The following is a 17386-nucleotide window of genomic DNA, read 5'->3' on the forward strand; positions in this document are numbered from 1 at the left end:
TGTTGATAAGCTTCATTGGCATATTTATAGGAGGAATCCAAGCTTCGATAACGATAAGTATACGCTTTCCCGTTTAAAGAATCAATCAGGCGCACCTCTTTGGTCGGCACCATATCAGTGCACGAAAAAAAAGAGGTAAACAACACTATACCTATTATATATAAAGGAAAACGTGAACTCATTTTTGACTATTAACTGTTTTCAGAAAGCAAATCTACAAATATTTCCGATAAGTTGGAGAGAAAAATATTTTTTATACAATAAGTCCTTCTAAATAATAAGAGAAATTCCTACCTTTGCAGGCAAATTAACAAATAGGTAACATCTATTACAAAATGAGCGAAAAAGCACCCTTTATGGTATTCTCGGGAACGAACTCGAGATATCTTGCAGAAAAAATCTGCGCGAGCCTGGATTGTCCTCTGGGAAATATGAACATTACCCATTTTGCCGATGGCGAATTTGCGGTTTCATACGAGGAGTCAATTCGTGGCGCACATGTATTCCTGGTTCAATCCACTTTCCCTAACTCAGACAACTTAATGGAACTTCTCCTGATGATTGATGCTGCTAAACGTGCATCAGCAAAGAGCGTTGTAGCTGTAATCCCCTATTTCGGATGGGCTCGTCAGGATAGAAAAGACAAACCTCGTGTATCTATCGGGGCTAAGTTGGTAGCTGATCTGCTGTCTGTTGCAGGTATCGACCGACTGATTACGATGGATTTGCATGCTGACCAGATCCAGGGATTCTTCAATATCCCGGTAGATCACTTGTACGCATCAGCAGTATTCCTCCCTTACATCCAGTCTTTACAGTTGGAAAATCTGGTTATTGCTACACCGGACGTAGGAGGTTCAAAACGCGCCAGCACTTTCTCCAAATACCTTGGCGTACCATTGGTACTCTGCAACAAATCACGTGAAAAAGCCAATGAAGTAGCATCTATGCAAATCATCGGTGACGTGGAAGGTAAAAACGTTGTCTTGATTGATGATATCGTAGACACAGCAGGAACAATCACCAAAGCAGCCAACATCATGTTGGAAGCCGGTGCCCAATCTGTACGCGCTATTGCCAGTCATTGCGTAATGTCTGATCCGGCTTCTTTCCGTGTGCAAGAGTCTGCCCTGACAGAAATGGTATTTACTGACAGTATCCCTTACGCTAAGAAATGCCCGAAAGTGAAACAGTTGAGCATTGCTGATATGTTTGCTGAAACAATCAAACGAGTAATGAATAACGAATCTATCAGTCACAATATATCATTTAAATGAAGAATGATAAATAAAGAATGAAGAATAAGAAAGCGGCTAATTTCAAGTTTAGCCGGCTTTCTTATTTGTCTCAACATACTAAGGGATATTCCTAAAATAATAAAATTTAAGGCAACTAATTCATTGCGAGTTAGTTGCCTTTTTTGTATCTTTAAGCATTCCCCCCCAAAAACGGTTTGACGGCCAAAACGGGGGTAATTAAAAATAAAAACACATGGTAAAGATACAAAAAATCTCAGAAATCGAACCTTGTTTAGGTTTTACCGAGTTCGATATGCTTAAAAAATATCGTCAAAGTTTTGCAACGAGTGAATTAGGTCGCCTCCATTCTCTGTTCCCTTTCTCGGAACTGGCCCGACAAATGCATTTGAAGTCCTCTCCTTTTGGGCGTAAAAGTTATTTTTCTCCCGAAGGTAAAATAGCCTTGATGGTCTTGAAGTCCTATACCAACTTTTCCGATGCACAACTGATTGAGCATTTAAACGGTAATATTCATTACCAGTTATTTTGTGGTGTTCAGATTGATCCGCTTCATCCACTAACCAATCCTAAAATCGTTAGTGCAATTCGTCAGGAACTAGCGGATCGCCTTGACGTTGAGTCCCTCCAGCTCATTCTTGCCGAGCATTGGACACCTTATCTTGAGAACCTTCATGTCTGTATGACCGATGCCACCTGTTATGAAAGTCATCTGCGTTTCCCTACTGATACCAAACTCTTATGGGAAGGTATTGTATGGCTTCATCGTCATCTGTGCAAACATTGCCAGACCTTGCACATACAACGTCCCCGTAACAAGTATCTTGATGTACGCCGTGCCTATCTTGCTTATAGCAAACTGCGTAAACGCAAGAAATCACAGACTCGTATGATTACACGAAGGTTACTTCAGTTATTGGAAAAGTTACTTGACCAGCTGGAGCTGCTTCATTCATCCTACAGGAACAGGCTTACACTATCCTCTGATTACCAAAGACGTTTCTCGGTCATACAGACAGTCCTTGAGCAAGGGAAGAATTTATTTGCAGGCAAAAAAGTGTCCAACCGTATCGTGAGTATCGACCGGCATTACCTTCGCCCCATTATCAGAGGCAAGGAAACCAAATCCGTTGAATTCGGAGCCAAAGTCAACAATATACAGATAGACGGAATCTCCTTTATAGAACATATCTCCTTTAAGGCTTTTAACGAAGGAGTACGTTTGAAAGACTGTATTCATCTGCAACAACAACTGACCGGGGTTAGGGTTAAGGCGCTTGCGGCGGATTCAATCTATGCCAATAATGCCAACCGGAAATTTTGTACAAAATATCATATAAGTACTTCCTTTAAGCGTAAGGGCAGAGCTGCCAAAGATGAGCCGCTTCGGAAAATCTTACGGTCGGAACTCAGCCGTGAAAGAGCTACCCGCCTGGAAGGAAGTTTTGGAACGCAGAAACAACATTACTCACTGGCCAGGATAAAAGCTAGAAACAGGAAAACGGAAGTACTTTGGATTTTCTTTGGGATACATACAGCCAATGCGGTATGTATGATAGAAAAGGTCGAAAAGAAAAAAAGAAAGGCAGCATAATCTAACTAAAATAACAGGAAAAACAGGAGAGGTTTTAACTTCCCCTAAAAAAGACATGTACATAATGCATGGGTGGGAAGGAAAAAATAAGAATATGTAAACAATATTCTACAAAAAAGATAGAAGACTGGGAGAGTTGAACGAAAAAATCAAGAGAAAAGCTCACGTAAAGCAAAGCTTTTCTCTTGATTTTTTAGAAAGAGGAACATTTACTGAATATCCCTACTAAGAATTTGAATTGGTGATAGTAAGCAACCAATTTTTCATTCATCATTCATCATTCTTCATTTATTATTGGAGTCTTCCGAATTTATAGGTTCCTTTTTTAATCACTTTTCCATCTTTATCTGTTTCTACAAAAGGACCATCCTTCTTTCCTTGTTTGAAAAAGCCATCGAAGCGATTACCATCTTTGTCGATTTGTACGCCTTGACCCTCTTCCAATCCATCAACGAACCCACCTTTATATTGCATACCAGCAACAGTTTTCAGAGTGCCTTGTCCATTGGGACGGTTATCTTTCCAGTCACCGTCATAAACATCGCCATTGCTCCATTTATAAATTCCTTTACCATCACGTTTATTATTTTTCCAGCTTCCTTCATACACAGCACCATTCGCCCAGGTAAAAGTACCTTTTCCGTCTTGCATGCCGTTCTTGAAATTACCTACATATTTATCACCGTTAGCATGGTAATAAACTCCTGGACCGGTTCGCTCACCTAAGAGATACGAGCCCTCATAACGGTCGCCCGTGTGAAAGTAATAAGTACCTTTTCCATGTTGAATATCATCCGCCCAGTCACCATCATATTTATCTCCATTGGTATACTCAAATACCCCTTTTCCGTGACGAACATCATCTTTCCAGTCTCCATCGTATTTACAGCCGTCATCCCAGTTCATGATACCTTTACCGTTCTTCTTATCATTTTTCCAGTGACCGGTATATTTGGCACCGTTTGCCCAAGTATATGTACCTTCGCCTTCACGCTTATCATTTACCCAATGACCTACATACAAATCACCGTTATGATAATACATAGTTCCTTCACCATGCTGATAATCCTGATACCACATACCGTCGTAACGGTTATTATTCATAAAATAATAGATACCTTTTCCGTGCTGCTGATCCTGGAACCACTGTCCTTCATATTTTTCTCCGTCGGGGAACATATAAATTCCATATCCTTCACGTTTCCCTTTCACATATTCACCTTCAAAGACATCACCGTTTTTAAAAACCGTTTTTCCTTTTCCGTTCGGTTTTCGGCCTTTCATTTCTCCCGTATAGACACTACCATCTTTAAAAGTATAGTTGCCAATCTTTATTTCAGTGGAGAATGTATCTTTAATTTTTCCGAAAAATCCGCCTTTTTTTCCTTCATTTTCTTGTGCCATTACTCCCTCTTGTGCGAGGAGAGCCAATAAAAGTGTAGTATATAGATATTTCCTCATTGGTTTTAGTCGTTACTCATTTTAGAATTACAATTTGGACAAAGATACAATTTCTATCCCAAACAGCCCACTTTCGGAAAGCAATTTATGACAACTTTTTACCTGCAATGACCTCTTTTAATGTCTCTTTGCACAAATAGCGCTGTGCCAAATCTTGTATTTCTGCAGGAGTAACCTCGTTTACAGCCAGCAGAGAACGTGAAAAGTAGTCATCATCCAGACCGGAAGTAGCAATAAAGATCCATGCATCCGAAAGTGAGAAAGGAGACTCATAACTACGGCACATTTCGCCCAACATATAGTTGCGTACGATAGTCAGTTCTTCCATCGACACAGGTTCCTGATGCAGACGGTCAATTTCATGATATACTTCCTGTATCAACGGTTCCACATATTCATTATCCGTTTCTGTCGATATAGCCAGCAATCCGCTATCCGGATAAAACATGATTCCTGCTGAAATGCCATAAGTATACCCCTTTTCTTCACGGATATTAGACATCAGACGACTGCCGAAATAGCCTCCGAATAAAGTCATCAATACCCGGAGTTTCAGATAATCAGGATGGTTACGAGTGATGGTTGTATATCCCATCTTTACAGCACTCTGCATGGCATCCTCACGTTCTATAAAAATCCTCTTTTCGGGAACGGCAGTAAAAGAAAAACTTAATTTCGATGCCGGCTGTTGATGTTGACCAAAAGAAGTGCCGAATGTATCCGTCACCCGGCTGATAATATCCTCCGTCACCTTGCCGGATAAGAAAATAGAGCAATTGCCCGAATGGTAATACCGTTCATAAAATTCACGAAGCACTTCCGGAGTGATAGCATGATAATCTTCCTCCACCACTATTTTACCACATGGATGCTGTTCGCCATAAAGCGACTTCAACAGACCACGATGTGCCAGGAAATCAACTTTGGAAGTATTGACCAGATATTGTTGGATATTGGTATCGAGGATAGTATGCAATTCTTTTTCCGGAAAAAGCGGTTCTTTAATCATGGATTCTACCACTTCCAATGTTTTCGCCAAATACTTATTCAACGAATAAACAGTGATGTATGCATACTCCGACGAGCTGGACAGTTCGAGCCACGAACCGTAGTAATCCAGTTTCTCGGCAATGGTAGCAGCCGTATATTTTGTCGTACCTTCGCGCAACATCCGGTTTGTAAACAAGGCTTGCAGTTTCTGCGACTGCTGCCAACGGGCTCCAGCGAAAAGCACATCTATGCGTACTACTTCCTGTTCACCCGCATTAATAACAGTCAATGGAATACCATTTGGCAATGTCATTCGGACGGGAGGAAGTATACGAAAATTTTTCAGGGTTTGTATTTCAGGTTGTATTTTACGATCCATACGATTAGATTCTATTCTTCAAAAACTCTTCTGCCCGTTCCAAATCTTGCGGGGTATCGATTCCGATGGTTTCTACTTCACTAATGCCCACCTTTATTTTATATCCGTTCTCCAGCCAACGGAGCTGCTCCAAAGATTCAGCCAGTTCCAGAGAAGACTGCGGAAGCATGGTTATCTCCTTCAGCACATCTGTACGATAGGCATACAGTCCGATATGCTTGTAGTAGGTATGTCCCTTCAGCCAGTCCTGTTTCTCGGCATTACGCTGATAAGGAATAATGGATCGGCTAAAATAAAGCGCGTTCCAGTTCGTATTGACTACCACTTTCGGTGAATTTACGTTTTCCAGTACAGCAAACGGTTCATCTGCAGTAAAAGGTTTCACCAGCGTGGCAATCTGCGTGGTTACATCTTCGAAACAAGCCTTTACCGCATCCAATTGTGAAGGCTGAATAAAAGGTTCATCTCCTTGTATATTGACCACGACATCAAAGTCACCTCCAATCTTTGTACAGGCTTCATAACAGCGGTCCGTACCGCTTTTATGATGAACAGAAGTCATCACAACCTTACCTCCGAACGCCTTGACAGCAGCTTCAATACGCTCATCGTCCGTGGCTACATAAGCGTCATCCAAAACGCCAGCCACTTGCTCATACACACGTTGTATAACAGTTTTTCCACCCAACATAGCCAACGGTTTTGCAGGAAAACGAGTGGATGCATAGCGGGCAGGTATAATTCCAAGAAATTTCATCTACTTAATAAATAATGAAGAATGGAAGGCAGATAATGACTGTTGTATATATCCCCTTTGCCAATCCTCCGGTTTTACTATTTTGTTATCATATAAAAGCATGTCAATGTCCAGACAAACTTTCTCCTCTTTTTTATCTTCCGGACGACGTCCGGACCTCTGTTCTATATCTTTCAGCATTTTCCTCACTACCTCTTCATCTTTATCGGAAAAGAACATAACCACTTGGTTGGCAAACAAGGCCGGATTCTTAAAAAATAAAGGTTCAGTTTCCAATTCGGGCGCAAAACATATAGAAGAGAACGATTCAGTCAGTTCCTGTCTGGCAAAAGTCAAATTCTCTTTCCTGTTGTAATTACTCCCTATGCAAACAATATACCTATGCATTAAAAAATAAGTATTTAAGTATTAGGTATTAAGTATTAAACATTAGATATTAGAGATATTACACCTACAGTTCAGTGCCCCAAACGCTACGGTTAATACTTTATACTTAATACTTATTTCAGACTTAGTTAAAAAGATCGTCCAATCCCCCCTCTTCTATCACCTCTCCGTCCGGAGTTTCCGAACCGGCACACGGATCAAATCCTTCAGGAAGTTTAAATTTCTCCTGCTGGTCATATCCCAAAGTCGGGTCATCATACACTTTCTTCATATACAATGCCCAAATAGGCAAAGCAGCAGCAGCTCCCTGTCCATAGGTCATTTTACCGAAATGGATGTCACGTTCGTCACCACCTACCCAACAACCGGATACCAGCGAAGGAGTGAATCCCATAAACCAAGCATCAGAGTTATCATTGGTCGTACCTGTTTTTCCACCCATATCAGCGGTAATTCCATAACGACGAACACGTCCACCTGTTCCTTCATTAATAACGGCGCGCAACATAACCAGCATTTTATATGCACTTGAAATACTTATCACCTCCTCCATTTGCGGTGCAAAGGTAGAAAGCACATTACCGTCACTATCTTCAATGCGTGTAACAAACAATGGAGCCACACGAATTCCTTTATTGGCAAAAGCTGTATATGCACTTACCATCTCACCGACAGAAATTTCACAAGGTCCCAGACAAAGCGAAACCACCGGGTCAATTGCTTTATTACGAACCCCAAAACTATGGATCAAACGTACAAGATTATACGGATTCAGTTTGCCCATCAAATAAGCAGAAATCCAGTTATCAGAATTAGCCAATCCCCACTTCAGAGTCACCATTTCCCCATAACGTTTATTATTTGCATTACGAGGCGTCCAAGGAGTTCCGTTCTCATCAATCAACGTTTGCTCTACGTGGCGTGTCTGATCACAAGGAGAAAAGCCATTTTCCATTGCTAATGTGTATAAATACGGTTTGATAGTAGAACCTACCTGACGACGTCCCACCATTGCCATATCATACTGGAAATATACATAATTCGGTCCGCCTACATAAGCCTTCACATGTCCGCTTACCGGATCCATCGACATGAATCCTGTCCGCAGGAAAGATTTGTAGTAACGGATGGAATCCATCGGTGTCATAATTGTATCTTTATCTCCCTTCCAGGAAAAGACAGTCATTTCTTCCGGGGTATCGAACGCTTTACGAATCTGCTGTTCCGAAGCTCCCGCCTCTTTCATAAGACGATAACGATCCGTCTGCTTCATAGCTTTTGTCAGCAACTCTTCTACTCGTTTTTCCGGTAGTGATCTTGCATACGGGGCATTTTTGCTTCCCTCTTTTTCTTTGAAGAATACAGGTTGCAAATAGTCACCCAAGTGTTCTTTTACGGCATCCTCTGCATATTGTTGCATACGTGAATTGATCGTTGTATAAATCTTCAATCCATCTGTATAGATGTTATAATTCGTACCGTCTTTCTTTTTATTTTTTGCACACCAGCCATACAACGGGTTAGTTTCCCACGCAATAGAATCTTCGTAGAATTTCTGCATTTGCCAACCACGATAATCACTTTTTACCGGTTTCGGTGCTGTCATCACACCACGGAGATATTCGCGGAAATAGGTAGCCAATCCCTCTTTGTGGTCAACGCGGTTATATTTTAGTTTCAGCGGAAGAGCCTGCAAAGAATCACATTCTGCATCTGTGATATAACCAGCTTTACGCATCTGCTCAAGCACTACATTACGACGGCCACGCGAACGTTCGTTGAAACGAACCGGATTGTAAAGCGACGGATTCTTACACATACCAACCAGCGTAGCCGCTTCTTCAATCTTCAAATCCTTCGGTTCGCAGCCGAAATAGGTATGCGCAGCAGTTTTAATACCAACCGCATTATTCAGGAAATCAAATTTATTGAGATACATACTCAATATTTCCTCTTTGGTGTAGTAACGTTCAAGCTTCACCGCAATCACCCATTCAATCGGTTTCTGGAAAAGACGTTGCAGTGTATTTCTCGCCACATTCTCTGTAAACAACTGTTTGGCAAGCTGTTGCGACAAGGTACTACCTCCACCTGCATTTTTCTGAAACATCAAACCACGTTTTACAAACGCACGAAACAATGCCTTGGCATCAATTCCTGAATGTTCGACAAAACGAACATCTTCCGTTGCAATAAGAGCATTGATAATACTAGGCGACAAATCCTTGTAAGCTGTGTACACCCGGTTTTCCTTACTGTAAGACCACGTACCAAGCACTTTTTCATCTTCAGAGAAAATCTCCGTTGCAAATTTATAGCTCGGATTCTCAAGTTCCTCTACAGGAGGCATATAGCCAATCCAACCCTTTGAGATAGAGACAAAGATGACAACAATAGCCAACACAATGACTGCCAGAAATATCCAAAGAGCCTTTATTATTTTTCGAATCATGTTTTTTCTTGCTTAAAATGACGCATTTAATTAAGGTACAAAGGTAGATAAAATCCGCTATTCAGCCAACGAGTTTGATTATAATTTCTATTTTGTTAAAATATGGAGCGGCACTCATAACAAATAGTACGAAACCAAAAAGAAAGAACGTTTGTTTGGGAAAGTAGCGGAAAGGAAGTATCTTTGTCTACACTTATTCAAAGTATATTCATATAAAAGGTATAAATTATGGAATATGTATTATCAGACAGGAAGTTGTTACCTTATGGTATGATGAACTTCGAGGACATTCGTTTGGACAATTATTATTACGTGGATAAAACCGCTTTCATCCCTTTGATAGAGCAGTCGGATCGTTTCTTCTTTTTTATCCGTCCGCGTCGATTCGGAAAAAGTCTGACCTTGAATATGCTTCAACATTATTATGACATACGTACCAAAGATAAGTTTGACGCTTTATTTGGCGACCTTTATATCGGAAAGCACCCTACGAAAGACCGTAATAGCTATCTAGTAATAAAATTAAATTTCTCAGGAATCAGTGGAGATTTACACAGCTACCGCAAAGGTCTAGACGAACATTGCAAAATCGTATTTGACTATTTCTGCGATGTTTATGCCGACTATTTACCCGAAGGAATCAAAGAAAAAATGAACGAAAAAGACGGGGCAGTCAGCCAATTCGAATATCTGTTTACGGAATGCGCTCGTGTAAATCAAAAGATTTATCTCTTCATTGATGAATATGACCATTTCACCAATACAATACTCTCTGATGTCGACAGCATGAACCGTTACACTGATGAGACACACAAAGAAGGTTATTTACGTGCCTTCTTCAATAAAATAAAATCCGGTACCGACTCCAGCATCAAACGTTGTTTCATCACAGGTGTCAGTCCCGTAACAATGGATGACTTGACCAGCGGCTTCAATATCGGCACTAATTACTCCCTTTCATCAGAATTCAATGAAATGATGGGATTCACAGAAAGTGAAGTTCGCGAAATGTTAACTTATTATTCTAATACAGGGCATTTCAACCATACCATCGATGAATTGATAGAAATTATGAAACCGTGGTATGATAATTACTGCTTTGCACAAGAATGTTATGGTCAAACCACTATGTACAATTCTAACATGGTGCTTTATTTCGTCAAAAACTACATCCGATACGGTGAAGTACCGAAGGACATGGTAGAAGACAACATCCGTATCGACTACGAGAAATTGCGTATGCTCATCCGCAAAGATAAAGAGTTTGCGCACGATGCTTCCATCATACAGACCTTAATAAGCCAAGCTACATCACTGGAGAAGTGAAGAAAGGATTTCCAGCCGCCAGTATTATTGATCCAGACAACTTCATCAGCCTACTCTATTATTTTGGTATGCTTACTATTAATGGTACACATGAAGGAAAGTGCAAACTCACCATTCCTAATCAAGTAGTCCGCGAACAGCTTTACACCTATCTATTGAACACTTACAATGAAGCCAACTTAAGCTTCAGTAATTATGAAAAAAATGAATTATCCAGTTCACTCGCTTATCGAGGTACATGGAAAGCATATTTTGATTATATAGCCGATTGCCTGAAGAGTTATGCCTCCCAGCGTGACAAACAAAAGGGAGAATTTTTCGTGCATGGTTTCACATTAGCCATGACTGCACAAAACCGATTCTACCGTCCCATTTCGGAGGCAGACACACAAGAGGGATATGCCGACATCTTCCTATCTCCATTATTGGATATTTATCCCGACATGAAACACAGCTACATAATCGAGTTGAAATATGCCAAATACAAAGATTCAGAGAATCGTGTGGAAGAATTACGATTGGAAGGTATCGCCCAAACAAACCGTTATGCTGATACTGATACAGTGAAAAATGCAATTGGCACCACACAGTTGCATAAGATTGTAGTAGTGTATAAAGGAATGGAAATGAGAGTATGCGAGGAAGTATAATTCTCTAATTATATCTAAAACACAAACAGGCGGGATTTTTCCCGCCTGTTATTCATTCATAAATATACCTATTTATAAGATAATCAATTACAAGTTTGCTGCCTGTACACCGACCACTCCGGCAATTGCACCAGCAACAGCAATAATCACTTTCAAAATAATACTCCACGTTTTTTTCATAGACATTTTTCTTTTTTATTAAACACTAAATAAACACCCTAACCATCAATCATTAATTGACAATTCATTATGCGGCAGGATCCGGTGCTTCTCCGCTACCGCCACCTTCATTTCCTCCACCTTCTTCTCCACCATCATCCGGTTTTTCAGGATCATTAGGAGAAATAGTCATATTAAGCTTCTTCAGATATTCATCCAAGCTAATCAAATCCAACTTCTCATCTGCACGGGTGGCAGTCTTTGTAACGCGCAGCTCTTTATTCGCCTGAAAAAAGATACGAACACTCTCTACACTTTTGGCATTAATATCCTTCGCCAGTTCAGCACCTTTCGAACGAGCAGTCAACATAAAGACACCCAAACCTTCAATATTCACAGACTTACCTTCCAGCAGCTGCTCCTTCATCTTTTCCACAAAATTTTGGATCACACTCTTGATATCACCGACAGACAACGAGGAACGATCCTGCATTTTCTGTGCAATATATTTCAGATTGACAGACTGACCTAAAGTGATCAGATGCGGATAATATCTCTTGGGAGAATTGGGAACACGCGGATCCGTCGGCCGCGTAATGACTTTGTAAATTACACTCATACTACGTTTTTTTAAAGATTTAAATTCAAGTTATTTATTCACGTTTCGTTGATCAACAATGCAAAGGTGCCGCTTTTATTCCGGATAGAAAAGAAAAAAGCCCCTTGCGGAGCTCTTTATATTCATACTAGTATATAACAATTTATTAATCAGCAATATAATTAAACTTTTAGAATTTTCCATTCCCCTATTGTACACTGTTCGCTATCAAAACTGACAGCCACCTTTACTATAGGCAATCCGCACAAAGCAAAACGTTTGGGGTAATTCTTCAGATCAATTTGCTCCATCGCCCTATCCGCACTCTTGTCCAGTTTCAATTCCATCACATACAACGTAGTCTTTGTACGAAGCACCATATCCACCCGTCCACTGGCAGTACGAACCTCCACATCTACATAATAGCCCAACAAACTGAATATAATATAAAACATCTGTTGGTAATGCCCCTCATATTTCGTATTATCACATTGAGGAATGGTAGACAGAAACGTTTGCAAACGACGTAAAGCAGCATCCATATCACCATTACGAATATCACGGGAAAGATAAGCTACCATAGTATTGGTTTCCGGTGTTTTACTAGCAACATAATTAGGAAGAAGACTTTTCATCAAACCTATTCTTACCTCCTTATTAGGAATATCCAATGTATATAAATCCAACTCCTTATCATAATCTTTTATCGTGATATAGCCACTTTGATATAACAATGGAGTAATGCTCACCATCCTTTCTGTAGGTGCATCAAAATCCTCCGCAACTGCAGTTTTTCTCCCTATCTCGGAAGGCGCTACACCAAATTTATCCAGCATCTTTATCAAATAAGTAGGCGTACCACTACCAAACCAATAAGAATTAAATTTACCATCTGCAAAAGCGTTAAGCAAACTGAATGGATTATATATATCAGGAGACGGATAAGTGAAATGATAGCCGTCGTAGTTTTCTTTCAGTTTTGCCAATACCTCTTCAGAAGCAACCTCCAGTTTTTGGGCTAATGCGTCTACATCATCTTTCATTTGGGCAAGTATCTCGTTTTCTGTAATACCGCAAATGGCAGCATAAGACTCATTCATGCTAATATTCTTGATATTGTTCAATTCACTAAATATACTAAGTTGGGAGAATTTGGTGATACCGGTCAAAAACACATACCGCAAATAAGGATCACACGCTTTAAGAGGCTGTAGAAATTGCGCATGATGTTACGCAATACGCCAAGACTCTCTTCCTCGTGTACTACATCCAGCAGAGGAGCATCGTATTCATCTATCAGCACAACCACTTGTTTCCCTGTCTGCTCGTAAGCGCGCTTGATGAGTCCTTCCAGACGCTGATTTGGATTAACCTCTCCCTCCATCTTTCCGTAAACCTCCTCATAACGGATTAGCTTCATATTCAACTCTTGCAACAGCTGTTCACAGTCTGCATGTTTGGCGGTACTCATATCAAAGTGAAGCACCGGATATTCCACCCAGTCCTCCTCTAGTTTTTCCATAGCCAACCCCTGAAATAACTCTTTCTGACCGGAAAAATAACTATGTAACGTAGAAGTTAGCAATGATTTGCCAAAACGCCGTGGACGGCTCAAGAACATATAGCTAGAAGCCGAATGAGTCATCCGATAAACATATTCCGTTTTATCAATATAAAGGTAATTCCCTTCCCGTATCTTCGAAAAAGTCTGTATCCCAATGGGGTATCTTCGTAAATTTGCCATTTCAATTCGATTTTTCACAAAGCTACAAAAAATATTCATCACGCCATTCACTGTTTTACAAAAAAAAATATCAACGATCTTCACAGACAGTTGATATAATAGAAATCACATCGGATTTGCACCGATATGAGGGCGTTGATCAGGAATACACCGCTGTATATTTCCTGACCACAAAATGTAGGGTTCTTCATGTGTGTAGCATGAAGTTAGGGACCTACATATTCCATCTCACTTTTGTGTAAAGTATTAAAAGTACTCTATGACATTATTAACTTAAAATAGAGGTCATCAATGGATCTCATCTATGCATCCAGCATCGAAGTTTATTGACCATTATATTGGTTGGATTTACTATTCCTTGTCGTGAGTTTGTTCTCCATATCCATAACCGTAACCGTATCGTTTACCATAACCGTAATACTTGCCATATTTGCCATAACCGTAATAATAACCGTACTTTCTTCTCTTCAGATCCAAACCATTTATTACAGTACACAGCTTAGGTAATTTATTATTTTCAGCAAGTTCATTGATCAAAGTATACTCATTCTTGTGAGTATAATCTGCACGACAAACATAAACAGATAAATCAGCCACACGTCCTATCAGCAATGTATCAGTTACCATACCAACAGGAGCTGTATCTAAAATTACATAATCAAAATTCTTCTTGAGTGTTTCAATTGCTTTATCCAATCCATCGCGTGCCAACAATTCAGTCGGATTAGGAGGAACTGTTCCACCAAGAAGAATATACAAATTCTTGCTAACATCAGAGGGTTGTACCAAATCCATCAAATTCTTTTCCGGATTGGCCAAATATTGAGTTATACCCACTTCTTTTCTTGGAATATTAAATACCTTATTCAAACCCGGTTTACGAATATCCAAACCGACAATAATAACCTTTTTGCCTAATAAAGAAAGACTGATAGCAAGATTAGCAGAAATGAAAGATTTACCTTCACCACTAACTGTAGAAGTAACTAAAATCACCTTCTTGTCATTTTCAAGCATAAACTGAAGATTCGTTCTGATATTGCGGAAGGTTTCACTCATCAGGTTATTTTGATTCTCAAATACAGCAATAGCTCCCTGTTTTTCATCAGTTAATGGGATATCACCGACAATAGGTACATTAGTCAGTTTTTCTACATCAGAACGTCCCTCAATCTTGAATTTGGTTAATTCAAGCAAATAAATAACTCCCACCGGAATTCCCACTCCTAACACTAAGGCAACCAGATAAATCATCTTACCTTTAGGAGATACAGGAGCATCATCTGCTATCGCGTCATCTATAATCTTTGCATTGTTGGCAGTAGCAGCCAAAGTTATAGCATTCTCCTCACGCTTCTGAAGTAACATCAGATAAAGTCCGGCCTTTATCTCCTGTTGACGCGCAATACTCACAAATTCACGCTCCTGACCAGGCGCCTCACTGATACGACGGGAATAACGGTTCGCTTCACGATCCAAATCAGCCTTTGTTATAAATAATCCACGCAAAACCCTGTCTAAAGAGACTTGGACATTCTCTTTCATTGCACTAATGCTGGTATCCAGGTTTATAATGGTAGGATTATTCTCCGTTGATGTACGCAGCAAACGTTTTCTCTCAACAAGCACCTCATTATAACGGTTGATAGCAGCAGCAAGATTCAAATCCTGCAATCCGATATTACTGGGCAGAACCTCATAACCTTCATTTTGCATATATTTCTGCAGATCCTGCAGCAAATTAATCTGGGTTTGATTCTCCACACGCTTCTTTTCATATTCAGCACTACCAGTTAAAGCTATCTGAGCATCACTGGTCAAATCCGTAATACCTGCCCCACGTTTAAAACTTTCCAGGTCCTTTTCCGTACTACCCAGTTCTTTGGAGATAATACTAATACGTTCATTGATAAATTCGGCTGTTTTCTGTGCCACTTCATTCTTATCATTATTCGTATTGATATTATACATCTCCAATAATTTATTGATAAAATCCTTGCCTCGCTGCACATTTGAGTTTTTCAATGATATGACAGCTACAGAAGTAGTTTTGGAAGTAGGCTCAATAGTCATATTCTTGCAATACGCTTTCGCTACAGCCAAAGGCTTATTAATTGTTGCTGTTATATTGCGTGTAGTCTTTTCCAAATTTGTAGTTTCTTCCAATGTTCTTTTAGAAGATAATACCGAGTCCGGCGTCAGGAAAAAAGCCAATGTCCCTTTATCAGTAGGAAAAACCGCCGGCAATTTCTCAAAATGTTTCTGATATTCATCATCGTCAATCTTCACAGTCACATCCATACTTCCTTGTGGTTGTAACATCATCTCTACAATCATCGGCTCCTCCAACAAATCAGCCTCCTGTGGAGTCAAGCTCACTTGTACTGGTGAAGTCTTATACAGGTTTCTGGAAGGAAATTCATCCTTGTCTGTATAAGAAATATAGAGTCCCAAATCTTCAACCACCTCTTTGACGATAGTCTTTGAACGGAGAACTTCAATCTCGTTATCAATATTCTGCGAAGAAGAGATCATACCATCCAATCCCAGACTCTCCAACCCGGAAAGCATTCCGGCACTACCACCTTTCTTATCATCCTTTATTAAAACCGTAGCAGAAATATTATATACAGGAGTGGACATATAAAGATAGACCCATGCCGCAATCAAACACGCTATAACCGCACCCACAAACCAAGGCCAGTGGAGCAAATATTTAAACAAGAGTTCCTTGACATCTATATTTTCTTCCTTAGATTCTTGTGCTTCGTTGAAATCTGTTTCTTTCATTGCAAATCATTATTTTAAAATATTTACTAATAGGCTGACAATGGATACCAAAATAGAGGTAGCAGAGAACCAAAGACTGGTACTGTTACCTACATCTGAATTTCGAGCTTTTGCTTTATTAGGAGTTACGTAGATAATATCATTCTGTTGTAACCAATAGTAAGGCGAAAGAATGGTTTCGGCCTTATTCAAGTCCAAGGTTACAATCTGTTGTTTGCCGTTTGCGTCTTCACGAATCAACTTTACATTATCACGAAGACCGTATACTGTCATATCACCTGCCATGGCCAATGCCTCCAACAAATTTACCTTCTCATTGGAAATAGTAAAAGTTCCGGGACGGGTAACCTCACCGATAACAGATATCTTATAATTTACCATACGCACCGTTACAATGGGAGTTTCCTTCATGTAAGGCTTCAATTTATCTATAATCAGCTGTTCTGCTTCCCTTTTCGTTAAGCCTCCTAACTTCAATTCTCCTAACACCGGAAAATTTATGTTTCCTTCATTATCTACCAAATAAGGCTGTAATACAGGTTGAGTAGTCACATAAGACGAAGTACTCACGGCTATTCCGGCATTACTGGCAACTGTCAGGTTAAAAGGTATCGCAAGTTCAGGATTAGTACACGATACCACAATAGTCAACAAATCCTTGGGCATGATCTTGGCATCATACAATTTTTCCTGTTGTTCTACCTCGTTCACAACTTCCACATTCTGAAAATAGGGAACCTTTTTATAAGACTGGCAGGCAGCCAATAGGAATGGCAACAATAGTAGCCACGAATTTCTTTTGTTAAGTCTTCTCATCATAATTCTTAAATTCATAATTAAACG

Annotated in this window: 11 protein-coding genes and 2 pseudogenes; 3 read left to right on the forward strand and 10 right to left on the reverse strand. The window is 39.9% G+C overall.

Features of this window, described 5'->3' with window-relative positions; translation table 11 throughout:
• Nucleotides 1-335 precede the first annotated feature (335 nt).
• Nucleotides 336-1277: a ribose-phosphate pyrophosphokinase gene (locus tag DXA05_RS18610; protein WP_165861529.1), complete on the forward strand. Its 942-nt coding sequence runs from the start codon at nt 336-338 to the stop codon at nt 1275-1277.
• Between the two features lie 214 nt (nt 1278-1491).
• Nucleotides 1492-2850 (forward strand): transposase, encoded by a 1359-nt coding sequence (locus tag DXA05_RS18615; protein ID WP_008022065.1) that lies wholly within the window; start codon nt 1492-1494, stop codon nt 2848-2850.
• 291 nt (nt 2851-3141) lie between these two features.
• Here the strand turns inward: DXA05_RS18615 and DXA05_RS18620 are convergent, their stop codons facing one another.
• From DXA05_RS18620 to DXA05_RS18640, 5 genes are all read right to left on the reverse strand, one after another.
• Nucleotides 3142-4311, reverse strand: coding sequence for a phosphatidylinositol-4-phosphate 5-kinase (locus DXA05_RS18620; protein ID WP_128859479.1), 1170 nt, complete (start codon nt 4309-4311; stop codon nt 3142-3144).
• A gap of 85 nt (nt 4312-4396) precedes the next feature.
• Nucleotides 4397-5680, reverse strand: coding sequence for a pitrilysin family protein (locus tag DXA05_RS18625; RefSeq protein ID WP_008022503.1), 1284 nt, complete (start codon nt 5678-5680; stop codon nt 4397-4399).
• A gap of 4 nt (nt 5681-5684) precedes the next feature.
• A complete protein-coding gene (kdsB, locus tag DXA05_RS18630; protein ID WP_008022505.1) occupies nt 5685-6437 on the reverse strand; it encodes a 3-deoxy-manno-octulosonate cytidylyltransferase in 753 nt (250 codons plus the stop codon).
• Nucleotides 6438-6824: a 2-amino-4-hydroxy-6-hydroxymethyldihydropteridine diphosphokinase gene (locus tag DXA05_RS18635; protein ID WP_009039564.1), complete on the reverse strand. Its 387-nt coding sequence runs from the start codon at nt 6822-6824 to the stop codon at nt 6438-6440.
• A gap of 124 nt (nt 6825-6948) precedes the next feature.
• Nucleotides 6949-9276, reverse strand: a complete 2328-nt coding sequence (locus DXA05_RS18640) for a transglycosylase domain-containing protein (protein WP_009039563.1) — start codon at nt 9274-9276, stop codon at nt 6949-6951.
• A 228-nt stretch (nt 9277-9504) separates the two neighbouring features.
• Between DXA05_RS18640 and DXA05_RS18645 the strand changes: the two are divergent.
• Nucleotides 9505-11252: pseudogene (locus DXA05_RS18645) on the forward strand (AAA family ATPase).
• 87 nt (nt 11253-11339) lie between these two features.
• Here DXA05_RS18645 and DXA05_RS26550 read toward each other — a convergent pair.
• From DXA05_RS26550 to DXA05_RS18665, 5 genes and pseudogenes are all read right to left on the reverse strand, one after another.
• A complete protein-coding gene (locus tag DXA05_RS26550) occupies nt 11340-11432 on the reverse strand; it encodes a smalltalk protein (RefSeq protein ID WP_151433315.1) in 93 nt (30 codons plus the stop codon).
• Nucleotides 11433-11499: 67 nt separating this feature from the next.
• A complete protein-coding gene (locus DXA05_RS18650; protein ID WP_008022512.1) occupies nt 11500-12030 on the reverse strand; it encodes an HU family DNA-binding protein in 531 nt (176 codons plus the stop codon).
• A 161-nt stretch (nt 12031-12191) separates the two neighbouring features.
• Nucleotides 12192-13753, reverse strand: a pseudogene (locus DXA05_RS18655) (ATP-binding protein).
• A gap of 351 nt (nt 13754-14104) precedes the next feature.
• Nucleotides 14105-16543: a polysaccharide biosynthesis tyrosine autokinase gene (locus DXA05_RS18660; RefSeq protein WP_128859480.1), complete on the reverse strand. Its 2439-nt coding sequence runs from the start codon at nt 16541-16543 to the stop codon at nt 14105-14107.
• A 9-nt stretch (nt 16544-16552) separates the two neighbouring features.
• On the reverse strand, nt 16553-17359 hold the full coding sequence (locus tag DXA05_RS18665; protein WP_128859500.1) for a polysaccharide biosynthesis/export family protein: 807 nt from the start codon (nt 17357-17359) through the stop codon (nt 16553-16555).
• Between the last annotated feature and the right edge of the window lie 27 nt (nt 17360-17386).

It is taken from the genome of Bacteroides sp. AM54-2NS (assembly GCF_003602935.1).
Taxonomy (GTDB): domain Bacteria; phylum Bacteroidota; class Bacteroidia; order Bacteroidales; family Bacteroidaceae; genus Bacteroides; species Bacteroides xylanisolvens.

What these genes read in the sequence shown, in the direction of transcription:
- DXA05_RS18610 (WP_165861529.1), top strand. Translation starts at nt 336, where the DNA reads ATGAGCGAAAAAGCACCCTTTATGGTATTCTCGGGAACGAACTCGAGA.
- DXA05_RS18615 (WP_008022065.1), top strand. Translation starts at nt 1,492, where the DNA reads ATGGTAAAGATACAAAAAATCTCAGAAATCGAACCTTGTTTAGGTTTT.
- DXA05_RS18620 (WP_128859479.1), bottom strand. Translation starts at nt 4,311, where the DNA reads ATGAGGAAATATCTATATACTACACTTTTATTGGCTCTCCTCGCACAA.
- DXA05_RS18625 (WP_008022503.1), bottom strand. Translation starts at nt 5,680, where the DNA reads ATGGATCGTAAAATACAACCTGAAATACAAACCCTGAAAAATTTTCGT.
- kdsB (WP_008022505.1), bottom strand. Translation starts at nt 6,437, where the DNA reads ATGAAATTTCTTGGAATTATACCTGCCCGCTATGCATCCACTCGTTTT.
- DXA05_RS18635 (WP_009039564.1), bottom strand. Translation starts at nt 6,824, where the DNA reads ATGCATAGGTATATTGTTTGCATAGGGAGTAATTACAACAGGAAAGAG.
- DXA05_RS18640 (WP_009039563.1), bottom strand. Translation starts at nt 9,276, where the DNA reads ATGATTCGAAAAATAATAAAGGCTCTTTGGATATTTCTGGCAGTCATT.
- DXA05_RS26550 (WP_151433315.1), bottom strand. Translation starts at nt 11,432, where the DNA reads ATGAAAAAAACGTGGAGTATTATTTTGAAAGTGATTATTGCTGTTGCT.
- DXA05_RS18650 (WP_008022512.1), bottom strand. Translation starts at nt 12,030, where the DNA reads ATGAGTGTAATTTACAAAGTCATTACGCGGCCGACGGATCCGCGTGTT.
- DXA05_RS18660 (WP_128859480.1), bottom strand. Translation starts at nt 16,543, where the DNA reads ATGAAAGAAACAGATTTCAACGAAGCACAAGAATCTAAGGAAGAAAAT.
- DXA05_RS18665 (WP_128859500.1), bottom strand. Translation starts at nt 17,359, where the DNA reads ATGAGAAGACTTAACAAAAGAAATTCGTGGCTACTATTGTTGCCATTC.